We start from the raw sequence: 13,521 nt of genomic DNA on the forward strand, positions 1-13,521 counted from the left end.
AACCTCCTTGGTCTGGAGTGGCGGTGCAGCGGTGTTGCGAAGGGGGGGTGAAACGTTTGCGTGGCGCTAGATTAGGCCTGGGCGGGGGGTAGGATCAAGGGTGGAGCGGTGTAGGAAGGGATTACCGGTATGTGTCAGTTAGAGATGTGTTGCTTGGTCGGGCGCCTTCGCGGGCAAGCCTCGCTCCTACAAGTAATCGCGTTCTCTTGTAGGAGCGAGCGGTGCGACGATTCGACTTGCCCGCGAAGGGCGCACCTCGGTATTAAGTCTTACTGAGCGGTAAGGCTCACTTCCCGCAACGGCTTGCCACGCACAGGCGCATCGCCGGCCACGTAGTAATCGGCCTTGCTGCGCGGCAACGGCTGGCGACCACGGATCTTGTCGGCGATTTTCTCGGCGATCATGATCGTTGGTGCGTTCAGGTTGCCGGTGGTGATGATCGGCATGATCGAGGCATCGACCACACGCAGGGCTTGCAGACCATGCACTCGACCTTCGCCATCGACCACGGCCATCTCGTCGGTGCCCATCTTGCACGAGCAGGAAGGATGGAACGCGGTTTCGGCGTGTTCGCGGATGAACTTGTCGAGCTGCTCATCGGTTTGCACGTCGATGCCCGGGCTGATTTCGCGACCACGGAAAGCGTCCAGTGCGGGCTGTTGCATGATTTCACGGGTCAGGCGAATGCCGTCGCGGAATTCCTGCCAGTCCTGCTCGGTGGCCATGTAGTTGAACAGGATGCTCGGGTACTCGCGCGGATCCTTGGACTTGGCCTGGATGCGACCACGACTCGGCGAACGCATGGAACCCATGTGCGCCTGGAAACCGTGCTCTTTCACACCGTTGCTGCCGTTGTAGTTAATCGCGACCGGCAGGAAGTGGTACTGGATGTTCGGCCAATCGAATTCTTCGCGGGTACGGATGAAACCGCCCGCTTCGAACTGGTTGCTGGCGCCGATGCCGGTGCCGTTGAACAGCCATTCGGCACCGATGGCCGGCTGGTTGTACCAGAGCAGCGACGGGTACAGCGAGACCGGTTGGGTGCAGGCGTATTGCAGGTACAACTCGAGGTGATCCTGCAGGTTTTCGCCGACGCCGGGCAGGTCATGGACCACAGGGATGTCGAGCTTGTTCAGCAGTTCAGCCGGGCCGACGCCGGAGCGTTGCAGAATCTGCGGCGACGCGATGGCGCCGGAGCACAGCAGCACTTCTTTGCGGGCACGGGCCTCAACGCGCTCTTCAGCGGCCCCGATCAGGTAACGCACGCCAACGGCACGCTTGCCTTCGAACAGGATCTTGTCGGTCAGGGCGTGGGTGACGATGGTCAGGGTCGAACGCTTCTTGGCGATGTCCAGGTAACCGCGAGCGGTGCTGGCGCGGCGGCCGTTCGGCGTCACGGTGCGGTCCATCGGGCCGAAGCCTTCTTGCTGGTACCCGTTGAGATCTTCGGTGCGCGGGTAACCGGCCTGTACGCCTGCTTCAACCATCGCGTGGAACAGCGGGTTGTTGCCGGCTTTCGGCGTGGTCACGCTGACCGGACCGTCGCCACCGTGGTAGTCGTTCGGGCCGATGTCGCGGGTTTCAGCCTTGCGGAAGTACGGCAGGCAGTTCAGGTAGTCCCAGTCTTCAAGACCTGGAAGCTTGGCCCAGTTGTCGTAGTCCATCGCGTTGCCGCGGATGTAGCACATGCCGTTGATCAGCGAGGAACCGCCGAGGCCCTTGCCGCGACCGCATTCCATCTTGCGACCGTCCATGTGTGGCTCTGGATCGGTTTCGTAGGCCCAGTTGTAGCGACGGCCTTGCAGCGGAAACGCCAGGGCGGCCGGCATTTGCGTGCGGAAATCCAGACGGTAGTCCGGGCCGCCTGCTTCGAGCAGCAGGACGGTGACGCCTTCGTCTTCAGTCAGACGGGTCGCCAGGGTGTTACCGGCCGAGCCGGCACCGATGATGATGTAATCGAATTCTTGGGACATAGGCCCTCCGGGAGTTTCAAGCTTCAAGCTTCAAGCTGCAAGAGAGCAGCGAGCGGTGTTGAGATGGAGCGGCAAACCAAACTGCTTTTACTTGCAGCTTGAAGCTTGCCGCTTGTCGCTGGATCAGCTAATCAAAATACCGAAACGTACTCACCCAGTTCGACTTGCACGGACTTGATGCGCGTGAAGTTATTGAGAGAGCTGATCCCGTTTTCACGACCAACACCGGACTGCTTGTAGCCGCCGACCGGCATCTTCGCGTCGGACTCGCCCCAGGCGTTGATCCAGCAGATACCGGCTTCCAGTTGATGAATCACGCGGTGAGCGCGGTTCAGGTCCTTGGTGACGATGCCGGCGGCCAGGCCGAAGTCGGTGTCGTTGGCACGACGGATCACTTCTTCTTCGGTGTCGTAGGTCAGGATCGCCATCACCGGGCCGAAGATTTCTTCGCGAACGATGGTCATCTCGTCGGTGCAGTCGGTGAACACGGTCGGGGCCACGAACGCGCCTTTGGCGAATTCGCCTTCGGTCAGACGATTGCCGCCGCACAGCACGCGAGCACCTTCTTCCTTACCTTTGGCGATGTAACCCAGCACGCTTTCCATGTGGGCGAAGCTGACCAGCGGGCCGAAGTTGGTGTTCTCGTCTTCCGGGTTGCCGATGCGGATGCGCGCAACGCGCTCAGCGATCTTCGCTTCGAAAGCGGCTTTCAGGTGAGTCGGCACGAACACGCGAGTGCCGTTGGTGCAGACCTGACCGGAACTGTAGAAGTTGGCCATCATCGCGGTGTCGGCGGCGCGATCGAGGTCGGCGTCGTCGAAGATGATCAGCGGGGATTTGCCGCCCAGTTCCATGGTCACGTCTTTCAGCGACGAAGCGGAAGCGCTGGCCATGACCTTCTTGCCGGTGTCGGTGCCGCCGGTGAAGGAGATTTTTTCGATGCGTGGGTGCTCGGTCAACCAGGTGCCGACTTCACGGCCGCTGCCGGTCAACACGTTGAACACGCCGGCTGGCAGGCCTGCCTCGGTGTAGATCTCGGCCAGTTTCAGCGTGGTCAGGGAAGTGACTTCGCTTGGCTTGAAGATCATCGCGTTACCGGCCGCCAGGGCTGGCGCGGATTTCCACAGGGCGATCTGGATCGGGTAGTTCCACGCGCCGATACCGGCCACGACACCCAGCGGCTCGCGACGGGTGTAGACGAACGACGTGGTACGCAGCGGGATCTGCTCGCCTTCGATGGCGGGCACCAGGCCTGCATAGTATTCCAGCACGTCGGCACCGGTGACGATGTCGACATACTTGGTTTCGGAGAACGACTTGCCGGTGTCCAGGGTTTCCAGGGCGGCCAGCTCATCGTTGCGCTCGCGCAGGATGTCAACGGCACGACGCAGGATGCGCGAACGCTCCATGGCGGTCATTGCGGCCCAGATTTTCTGGCCCTTTTCGGCGCTGACGACGGCGCGCTCAACGTCTTCCTTGGTCGCACGCTGTACGGTTGCGAGGACTTCACCGTTAGCCGGGTTGATGGCTTCGAAGGTGGCGTCGCTGCTGGCGTCGGAGTAACCGCCATCGATATAAAGTTTTTGCAGTTCGAAACGGGCCATAGTGTCCTCGCAAGTGCATAAGTGGTTGGCGTAGGCCACTGGAGTGAAGCCATAGGGTTGTGGCAACACCGATCAGCAGCAGTTCAGGGGTTGAGCGATTTATGTGTGCTCTAACTCACCTGCTTGGCCAGTTGAAAGTCCATGTATTCGTAAGCGATCCGGTGCGCCTGCTCGGTGTCGAAAGCATCTCCCGACAGCGCGCCGCGCAACCACAAACCGTCAATGAGGGCTGCCAGGCCACGGGCTGCACTGCGCGCGTCATCGAGCGGCAATACGCGGCGGAACTGGCAGCACAGGTTGGAATACAGGCGGTGATCGTTGATCCGCTGCAACCTGTGCAAAGACGGGTGGTGCATGCTGGTGGCCCAGAAGGCCAGCCAGGTTTTCATTGCCGGGCCATTGACCTGGCTGGCGTCGAAGTTGCCTTCGATGATCACCTGGAGGTGCGCCCGCGGGCTGCTGTCCTCCAGCGCCTGACGGCGCGCGGTGACGTTCTCGCTCAGGACACTCATCAGGTACTGCGCCGTGGCAGCAATCAGGCCGTTCTTGTCCTGAAAATAGTGACTGATGATGCCATTCGAGACACCGGCCAAACGGGCGATCAGCGCAATGCTGGCGTCCCCCATTCCGACCTGATCGACCGCCTGCAATGTGGCTTCGATCAATTGCTGGCGGCGGATGGGTTGCATACCGACCTTGGGCATCTTGCACATCTCCTTAGGCCTTCCGGCGGACGTAAAACGTCTATCGGATTGAGGGCCAGTCTATTTTGTTTTGATTGAACGTTCAATCAACAAAGAATAAGATCTGCGACAATTCGTCGCTGCTTACAGATTTTTCCTACGTGTAAATGACGATAAACCGACATCCAAAACGGCTCGAAACCCCTACGCACTGGCGTTCCGGGCTTCGGGCTTTTTTCGGGGTGTCTTTATATCACCCGTCGGTCGGCTGCCAACTAACCGATTGGTCGGGTACCGCGTTGCCTTGTGTTCTTCTCTCGCACTGCCTGGAGCATCTGTGCCATGAGTTCTGCCTCTCTAATAAAGACCCCGCCCGAGAAGGTGACGGTCAACGGTTGGGTGTTCTACACCTCTACCGCGCTGATTCTGTTGTTGACCGCCATTCTGATCATCGCCCCGCAAGAGGCCGGCAGATTGCTCGGCATCGCCCAGGCCTGGTTGTCCCGCAGCTTCGGCTGGTACTACATGGTGGTGATCGCCGCCTACCTGGTATTTGTCGTCGGCCTGGCGTTTTCGTCCTACGGCAAGCTCAAGCTGGGCAGCAAGGATGACACCCCGGACTTCAGCTACGGCGCGTGGGCGGGGATGCTGTTCTCGTCGGGTATCGGCATTTCGCTGCTGTACTTCGGTGCTTCCGAGCCGCTGGACCATTACTTCAACCCGCCGGAAGGCGTGGCTGCCAGCAACATGGCCGCCCGTCAGGCTGTGCAGCTGACATTCCTGCATTGGGGCCTGCATGGCTGGGCGATCTACGCCTTGGTCGGCCTGGCCGTGGCGTACTTTGCCTACCGTCATAACCAGCCACTGGCACTGCGTTCGGCGCTGTATCCGCTGGTGGGCGAGCGTTGGGTCAAAGGCGCGGCCGGTCACGCGGTGGACGGTTTCGGCATGTTCGTGACCCTGCTGGGGCTGGTGACGAACCTGGGGATTGGTTCGCTGCAAGTGTCGTCGGGCCTTGAAAACCTGTTCGGCATGGAACACAGCAACACCAACCTGCTGATCGTGATCATCGTGATGAGCACCGTGGCGACCATCGCGGCTGTGTCGGGTGTGGAAAACGGCATTCGCCGTCTGTCGAACCTGAACATCGTACTGTTCAGCGGTCTGCTGATTTTCGTGCTGCTGTTCGGCCCGACCTTGCACCTGTTGAACGGCTTCGTGCAGAACGTCGGCGACTACCTGAACGGCGTGGTGCTGAAGACTTTCGACCTCTACGTCTACGAAGGCGACAGTGAGAAGTCCGACCGCTGGCTGGGCCTGTGGACCCTGTTCTACTGGGCCTGGTGGATTTCCTGGGCCCCATTCGTCGGCATGTTCATCGCGCGTATTTCCCGTGGTCGCACGGTGCGTGAACTGGTGGCCGGCGTGCTGCTGATCCCGCTGGGGTTCACCCTGGCGTGGCTGTCGATCTTCGGTAACTCGGCCCTGGACCTGGTGATGAACCATGGGGCGGTGGAGCTCGGAAAGACGGCGCTCGAACAGCCGTCGATGGCGATCTACCAATTGCTTGAGCATTACCCGGCATCGAAGATTGTGATCGGCGTGTCGATCTTCGTCGGTTTCGTGCTGTTCCTGACCCCGGCGGATTCCGGCGCGGTGATGATGGCCAACCTTTCCTGCAAGGGCGGCAACGTCGATGAAGATGCGCCGCACTGGTTGCGGATCTTCTGGTCGGCGGTGATCACCCTGGTGACCATCGGCCTGCTGTTCGCCGGTAACTTCGAAGCGATGCAAACCATGGTGGTGTTGGCCGGTCTGCCGTTCTCGGTGGTGTTGGTGTTCTTCATGTTTGGCCTGCACAAGGCGATGCGCCAGGACGTGCAGATCGAACAGGAGCAAGCGGAGCTCGCAGCACGCGGTCGCCGTGGTTTCAGCGAGCGTTTGACGCAGCTGGACCTGCAACCGAATCAGTCGATCGTTCAGCGTTTCATGGACAAGCAAGTCAGCCCGGCGCTGGAAGATGCGGCCGTGCAATTGCGTGCCCAGGGTCTGGACGTGCAAACGTTGCTGGGCAAGTCCAAGCGTTGCATGGGTGTGCGCATCGAGATGGAAGAGGGCAACCCTTTTGTCTACGAAGTGAGCCTGGATGGCTATCTGGCGGCGGCGAGTGAAACGGTGTCGGCCGAAAGCGCTGACGAACCGCGTGCGCGCTATTACCGCGCCGAGGTTTACCTGCACAACGGCAGCCAGGATTACGACTTGATGGGCTTCACTCAGGAACAGATCACCCGTGACGTGCTCGATCAGTTCGAAAGCCATCGGCAGCTCCTTGGCCGTGTCTATAGCTGAAACTTGAGGTCATGCGGTGCAAGTTGCTGCACCGCAGATCCATTGTGGCGAGGGAGCTTGCTCCCGCTCGACTGCGTAGCAGTCGCATTTAACGATAACGCGGTCTTTCTGAATGACCGTGGTGTCTTGTTTTGGGGTTGCTGCGCAACCCAGCGGGAGCAAGCTCCCTCGCCACAGTTATCAGCATTCCAAGCCAAATATCTGCACTAACAAAAACGCCGCGATCCTCTCGCGGCGTTTTTGTGTCTGTTGCCTTAACCCAGGTTCTTGCCGAGCAGTGCGTGATACAGCTCGCTGTCGCCCAGAATCCCGACCACTTTGTTGTTGTCGTGCAGCACCAGTTTGTTGCCGGTCTGATAACGAATCTGCAGCGCATCGCGCATGCCGATGTTCGAGTCCACCAGCGTTGGCCGTCGACCCAGGCCTTCAACCGCTTGCCCTGGAATCCAGTTCTGCAGATCCAGGCTCGCGCCGTTCTGGCGGGCGCCTTTGATGGTGTTGCCTTCGGCCAGGTCCAGCCATGAATCGCCGCCCGGATCGAGGCACACCGAACCGTTGATGCGTTTGCAGTTGTCCAGGGTGCGCATCAGGCTGCGACCGCACAGCACGTTCAGCGGGTTGGTGTGCGCGACGAAGGTCCGCACGTAGTCGTCCGCCGGGTTGAGCACGATTTCTTCCGGCACGCTGTACTGGATGATTCGGCCGTCTTTCATGATTGCGATACGGCTGCCGAGTTTCAGGGCTTCATCGAGGTCGTGGCTCACGAACACAATGGTTTTGCTCAGCTTGCTTTGCAGTTCCAGCAATTCGTCCTGCAGACCTTGGCGGATCAGCGGGTCGAGCGCCGAGAACGGTTCGTCCATCAGCAGAATGTCCGCATCCATCGCCAGCGCACGGGCCAGGCCCACGCGTTGCTGCATACCGCCGGAGAGTTCGTCAGGCTTCTTGTTGCGCCACTGGGTCAGGCCCACCAGCTCAAGCTTGTCGTCCACCAGTTTGCGGCGTTCTTTCTCCGGGCGACCCTGCATTTCCAGACCGAAACTGATGTTCTCGCGCACCGTCAGCCACGGCATCAGGGCGAATTTCTGGAACACCATCGCGATGCGCTTGGTGCGCATCATTTTCAGTTCTGCCGGGGTACAGGAAGCGATATCGATCTGCTTGCCTTCGTGCTCGACGAACAACTTGCCACGGCTCACAGTGTTGAGGCCGTTGATGCAACGCAGCAGGCTGGATTTGCCGGAGCCCGACAGGCCCATCAGCACGCAGATTTCGCCTTTTTCCACGTCCAGGCTGGCTTTTTCAACGCCGACGATCTGCCCGGTTTTTTTCAGGATCTGGTCGCGGGTCATGCCTTGGTCGAGGAGCTTGAGCGCCTCGCGTGGATCTTTGGAGAAGATTACGTCGACGTCTTCGAAGCGAATAATGCTCATGCGTCACCCCCTGCTTTAGCGTCGGGTTGTTTGCAGATACGGTCGAGCATGATCGCCAGCAGTACGATCGCCAGGCCGGCTTCGAAGCCCAGGGCGATATCAGCAGTGTTCAGTGCGTTGACCACAGGTTTGCCCAAGCCGTCGGCGCCCACCAGAGCCGCAATCACCACCATCGACAATGACAGCATGATGCACTGGGTGATACCGGCCGCGATGCTTGGCATGGCGTAAGGCAGTTCGATGCGTGCGAGTAACTGGCGGCGCGAGCAGCCGAAGGCTTTGCCGGCGTCCATCAGTTCTGCGGGAACATCACGGATGCCCAGGTAGGTCAGGCGGATAGGCGCGGCAATCGCGAACACTACCGTGGAGATCAGACCCGGGACCACGCCCAGCCCGAAGAGGGTCAGGGTAGGAATGAGGTACACAAACGTCGGTACGGTCTGCATCAGATCGAGCACCGGCCGCATCAGTGTGTAGAACATCGGTTTGTGCGCGGCGACGATACCCAACGGTACGCCGATGACCACGCAGACCAGGGTCGCGAAGAGCACCTGGGCGAGGGTTTCCATGGTTTCCTGCCAGTACCCCAGGTTGAGGATCAGCAGAAAGGAGGCAATGACGAAAACGGTCAGCCCCCACTTTCGTTGAATGAAGTGAGCCAGTAGTGCGATGAGGCCGATCAATGCCAGCGGGTTGAACCAGGTCAGCGCGAAAGTCACGCCGTGGATCATCGTTTCCAGTGACACGGCGATGGCGTCGAAGGTGTTGGCGCCGTGTTGCGTCAACCATTCAACGAAGCCCGCGATGTACTGGCCTAGAGGTATTTTCTGATCAATCAGCATGGTAGTGAACGTCCGCATGCAAGGAAATAAACAGCCCGGGCGAGCGAACCCGCCCGGCGTAAGCGATGCTTCCTAAATCAAGGCTGCGCGAGCTTGGCTTTCACGGCTTCCAGGCCAGGTTTACCGTCAATGGTGGTTACGCCAGCGAGCCAGGTATCGAGCACCTGTGGATTCTTTTTCAGCCAGGCCTTGGCGGCCGCGTCAGGCTTCATTTTGTCGTCCAGGACGTTGCCCATCAGCGTGCTTTCCATGTCGAGGGTGAACACCAGGTTTTTCAGCAACTGACCGACGTTGCTGCATTCCTGCGCGTAGCCCTTGCGGGTGTTGGTGAAGATGGTCGCCTGACCGAAGTTCGGGCCGAAGAAGTCGTCGCCGCCGGTCAGGTACTTCATCTTGAAACGTGTGTTCATCGGGTGCGGTTCCCAGCCCAGGAACACCACGGCGGTGTTGCGGCGCTGGGCGCGATCGACTTGCGAGAGCATGCCTGCCTCGCTGGACTCGACCACCTTGAAGCCGGCGTCTTTCAGGCCGAAGGCGTTCTTGTCGATCATGCTCTGAATCAGGCGGTTGCCGTCGTTGCCCGGTTCGATGCCGTAGATCTTGCCGTCGAGTTCTTTCTTGAACTTGGCGATGTCGGCAAAATCTTTCAGACCCTTGTTATACAACTCTTCGGGCACGGCGAGGGTGTATTTTGCGTTCTCGAGGTTGGCGCGCAGGGTCTCCACGGTACCGGCATCACGGTAAGCCTTGATGTCGTTTTCCATGGTCGGCATCCAGTTGCCCAGGAACACGTCCATGTTCTTGCCGTCGGCCAGGGACTTGTAGGTCACCGGAACGGAAATCATCGTGGTTTTGGTCTTGTAGCCCAGGGCATCGAGAACGACGCTGGTGGTGGCGGTGGTGACGGTAATGTCAGTCCAGCCGACATCGGAGAAGTTTACGGTGCTGCACTGAGCGGGTTCTGCAGCTTGAGCCAGTAACGGCAGACTCAGCATGGCGGCCAACAACAACGACGGGGAACCTTTCATGGATGGACTCCTTGGTGTTTTTTTTGGCAGTGTTCCGACTGGACCACCGCACTTATAGGTTGCGGTTGGATGGCGTTTTGGAGACAGCTCTACCACGGCGCCTTGCAATCGAGTCGATACGATCATGTACCAGTGAAAATCTGACGCCTACAGGGTGCGTCGTAACCAGTACAGGGATGGTCGCATCCAGTGTCGGTGACGTCGTTTACAGCTTTTTTCAGCCCCCTTTGCCTCCCTGATCCGCAAAAAAACGGCGAAAACGAAGCGTAAAACGCCTGCGGCGTTAGTGAGCATGAGTGCGTCGGTGTGAGACGTCGAACGACACGGAAAAAGCCTGATGATGCGGCCAATCTCGGCGGATTGCAGCTTGAGCGTAGCAGCTCCGTCACTGGGCGCTTTTGCGTCTGGAGTTGGCACATCCAGGAGTTCGGCAGTAATGGCTATCAGTGTTTTCGACCTGTTCAAAATCGGCATCGGCCCTTCCAGTTCGCACACCGTGGGACCTATGCGGGCCGCCGCGCTGTTCGTGCAAGGTTTGCGTGAGCAGGGTCTTTTGGAACAAGTGCGGCGCGTTGAAGTTCAGCTTTATGGTTCGTTATCGGCCACCGGCATCGGTCACGGCAGCGACAACGCTGTGATCATGGGCCTGATGGGCGAGTGGCCGGACGCGATTGATCCGTCGCAAATCGGCATCCGTATCGAAACCTTGCGCGAGACCCACACCCTGTTGCTCGACGGTCGCTTGTCGGTGCCGTTTATCTGGGCCCGCGACATGCGCCTGATCGACGAAAACCTGCCGTTCCACCCCAACGCCATGACCCTGATCGTTGAAGGCGAACACGGTGAGTTGCATCGCGACACCTACTATTCCATCGGCGGTGGTTTTGTCGTGGATGAAGCGCAGGCTTCCAGCGGCGTGGTCGATCTGGATCGCACCGTGTTGCCCTACGATTTCTCCAGCGCTGTCGAACTGCTCAGTCTGTGCCAGAAGCACAACCTGCGCGTCGCCGAATTGATGATGGCTAACGAGAAGGTCTGGCGCAGCGAGGAAGAGATTCGCAGCGGTCTGATGAAGCTCTGGCGCGCCATGCAGGATTGCGTCGATCAGGGCCTCAAGCACGAAGGCATCTTGCCCGGCGGCCTGAATGTGCGCCGTCGTGCGGCCAAGTTGCATCGCAGCCTGCAAGAGCTGGGCAAACCCAACGTCATCGGCTCGACCTTGAGCGCCATGGAATGGGTCAACCTGTTCGCCCTGGCGGTCAACGAAGAGAACGCTGCCGGTGGGCGCATGGTGACGGCACCGACTAACGGTGCGGCGGGAATCATTCCGGCGGTGTTGCACTACTTTATGAAGTTCAGCGAGGCGGTGACGGACGCCAACGTGGTCGACTATTTCCTCAGTGCTGCGGCAGTGGGAATTCTGTGCAAGAAGAACGCTTCGATATCCGGCGCCGAGGTCGGTTGTCAGGGCGAAGTCGGTTCAGCCTGCGCGATGGCTGCGGCCGGGTTGGCAGAGATCCTTGGCGCGACCCCGGAGCAGTTGTGCAACGCGGCGGAAATCGGCCTGGAACACAACCTCGGCCTGACCTGCGACCCGGTGGGCGGGCTGGTTCAAGTGCCGTGCATCGAGCGCAATGCGATTGCCGCGGTGAAAGCCATCAACGCGGCGCAGATGGCGCTGCGCGGGGATGGTCAGCACTTTATCTCGCTGGATCGGGTGATCCGCACCATGCGTGATACCGGGGCCGATATGCATGACAAATACAAAGAGACTTCGCGGGGAGGGTTGGCGGTGAGCGCGGTTGAGTGCTGATAACGCTTAACTCTCTGGTGAAATGAGTATCTGTGGCGAGGGAGCGTGCTCCCGCTCGGCTGCGCAGCAGCCGAATAGCCCGCGACCGGGTATATCTGAAAGTTCGCGTTTGCAGTTTTCAGGGCCGCTTCGCGCCCCAGCGGGAGCAAGCGCCCTCTCCACAGAAAAGTCATCTGCGAGAGAAGAGCAGTCAAAACTGCGCGCTAAGTGAACACCGGAATTAAAACGCGCCACGTTTTGGCGCGTCGCTTACAGATAAGCGGCTTCACCCAGGACAGGGATCCAACCTGGCCATTACCGCCTGTCACCTGTGCTTGTGGTGACACTCTCCAATAAGTCGCCGTAGCCCTGTTCCCACAAGTGCTACCGATTTGCTCAAGCCCGACGGGGCAGAGCGCCTCCCGCCGATAATGGCACTTATAACCCCCACTCGCGGCAAGGCTTATTTAGACACACCGCGACGTCGTTTTCAGGAGTTATTGAATGACCATTCAACTTTAGGCATGGCAATTGCTCTGTCATTACAAAGCCCGTCTCCCACGCGAGAACGATGGCAATAACAAGAGCCTCCGCCTGAGGCCATCACCCGCTTTGTGTGAGGAGATACCGCGATGACGACGTTCAACTCCGGGGCTCAACCCCAGAACCGTGCGCCTCAATCCATCGGCTTTCTGCTGCTGGACAATTTCACGCTTATTTCTCTGGCCTCCGCAGTAGAACCTCTGCGCATGGCCAACCAATTGTCCGGCCGCGAGCTGTATCGCTGGACCACGCTCACCGTCGACGGTGGTCAGGTCTGGGCCAGTGACGGTCTGCAGATCACCCCCGACTGCTCCATGCACAAAGCGCCCCCACTGGACACGATCATTGTCTGCGGCGGCATCGGCATCCAGCGCACCGTTACCCGCGAGCACGTGTCGTGGCTGCAAAGCCAGGCGCGTCAGTCCCGCCGTCTCGGTGCGGTCTGCACCGGCAGCTGGGCCCTGGCGTGCGCCGGCCTGCTGGACGGTTTCGATTGCAGCGTGCACTGGGAATGCCTGGCCGCGATGCAGGAAGCGTTCCCCCGTGTAGCCATGAGCACACGCCTGTTCACCCTCGACCGTAACCGTTTCACCAGCTCCGGCGGCACAGCGCCACTGGACATGATGCTGCACCTGATCAGCCGCGATCACGGTCGTGAACTGTCGGCCGCGATCTCGGAAATGTTCGTCTACGAACGCATCCGCAACGAGCAGGATCACCAGCGCGTGCCGCTCAAGCACATGCTCGGCACCAACCAGCCGAAGTTGCAGGAAATCGTCGCGCTGATGGAAGCCAACCTGGAAGAGCCGATCGACCTCGACGAACTGGCGGTGTATGTCGCTGTTTCCCGTCGTCAGCTGGAGCGCCTGTTCCAGAAATACCTGCACTGCTCGCCGTCGCGTTACTACCTCAAACTGCGCCTGATCCGTGCCCGGCAGCTGCTCAAGCAAACGCCGATGTCGATCATCGAAGTGGCGTCGGTCTGCGGCTTCGTGTCCACGCCGCACTTCTCCAAGTGCTACCGCGAATACTTCGGCATTCCGCCGCGTGACGAACGCGTAGGTTCCAACACCACGCAACAGGTGGCGATGATGCCGTTGCCGCAAGCACTGGTGCTGTCGCCGCTGTCCGGGCCGTTGTCGGCGCTGAGTCAGGCGCGTAATGAGTCGACGTTTGCCAGCGTAAGGCTCTAATGCTCTGATCGTTCCCATGCGCTGCGTGGGAATGCCTCAATGGACGCTCTGCGTCCGCTTCGGCAGGGACGCGGAGCGTCC

At 59.7% G+C, this 13,521-nt stretch carries 9 protein-coding genes; 3 read left to right on the forward strand and 6 right to left on the reverse strand.

What is annotated here, in order from left to right; translation table 11 throughout:
- Nucleotides 1–269: 269 nt before the first annotated feature.
- The 3 genes from betA to betI all read right to left on the reverse strand — a co-directional run bounded on the left by betA (nucleotide 270) and on the right by betI (nucleotide 4,281).
- Complete coding sequence (gene betA / locus FHL16_RS01585) at nucleotides 270–1,973, reverse strand: choline dehydrogenase (protein WP_077747261.1); 1,704 nt, start codon at nucleotides 1,971–1,973, stop codon at nucleotides 270–272.
- A 131-nt stretch (nucleotides 1,974–2,104) separates the two neighbouring features.
- Entirely contained in the window at nucleotides 2,105–3,577 is a 1,473-nt protein-coding gene (gene betB, locus FHL16_RS01590; protein ID WP_010466983.1) for a betaine-aldehyde dehydrogenase, read from the reverse strand.
- Between the two features lie 110 nt (nucleotides 3,578–3,687).
- Nucleotides 3,688–4,281: a transcriptional regulator BetI gene (gene betI / locus FHL16_RS01595; protein ID WP_010466984.1), complete on the reverse strand. Its 594-nt coding sequence runs from the start codon at nucleotides 4,279–4,281 to the stop codon at nucleotides 3,688–3,690.
- A 378-nt stretch (nucleotides 4,282–4,659) separates the two neighbouring features.
- Here betI and FHL16_RS01600 point away from each other — a divergent pair, with 378 nt between their 5' ends.
- Nucleotides 4,660–6,609, forward strand: a complete 1,950-nt coding sequence (locus FHL16_RS01600) for a BCCT family transporter (protein WP_238706148.1) — start codon at nucleotides 4,660–4,662, stop codon at nucleotides 6,607–6,609.
- A gap of 254 nt (nucleotides 6,610–6,863) precedes the next feature.
- Here the strand turns inward: FHL16_RS01600 and choV are convergent, their stop codons facing one another.
- The 3 genes from choV to FHL16_RS01615 all read right to left on the reverse strand — a co-directional run bounded on the left by choV (nucleotide 6,864) and on the right by FHL16_RS01615 (nucleotide 9,912).
- Entirely contained in the window at nucleotides 6,864–8,042 is a 1,179-nt protein-coding gene (gene choV / locus FHL16_RS01605; RefSeq protein WP_010466986.1) for a choline ABC transporter ATP-binding protein, read from the reverse strand.
- A complete protein-coding gene (gene choW, locus FHL16_RS01610; protein ID WP_010466987.1) occupies nucleotides 8,039–8,884 on the reverse strand; it encodes a choline ABC transporter permease subunit in 846 nt (281 codons plus the stop codon). The genes choV and choW overlap by 4 nt, the downstream gene beginning before the upstream one ends.
- A gap of 77 nt (nucleotides 8,885–8,961) precedes the next feature.
- A complete protein-coding gene (locus tag FHL16_RS01615; RefSeq protein WP_010466989.1) occupies nucleotides 8,962–9,912 on the reverse strand; it encodes a choline ABC transporter substrate-binding protein in 951 nt (316 codons plus the stop codon).
- 436 nt (nucleotides 9,913–10,348) lie between these two features.
- Between FHL16_RS01615 and FHL16_RS01620 the strand changes: the two genes are divergently transcribed.
- On the forward strand, nucleotides 10,349–11,725 hold the full coding sequence (locus FHL16_RS01620) for an L-serine ammonia-lyase (RefSeq protein ID WP_010466990.1): 1,377 nt from the start codon (nucleotides 10,349–10,351) through the stop codon (nucleotides 11,723–11,725).
- A gap of 611 nt (nucleotides 11,726–12,336) precedes the next feature.
- Nucleotides 12,337–13,440: a choline metabolism transcriptional regulator GbdR gene (gene gbdR / locus FHL16_RS01630; protein ID WP_010466992.1), complete on the forward strand. Its 1,104-nt coding sequence runs from the start codon at nucleotides 12,337–12,339 to the stop codon at nucleotides 13,438–13,440.
- The last annotated feature ends 81 nt before the right edge of the window (nucleotides 13,441–13,521 follow it).

Origin of the sequence: Pseudomonas sp. FSL W5-0299, from assembly GCF_005930655.1 — a bacterium.
Taxonomy (GTDB): Bacteria; Pseudomonadota; Gammaproteobacteria; order Pseudomonadales; family Pseudomonadaceae; genus Aquipseudomonas; species Aquipseudomonas mandelii.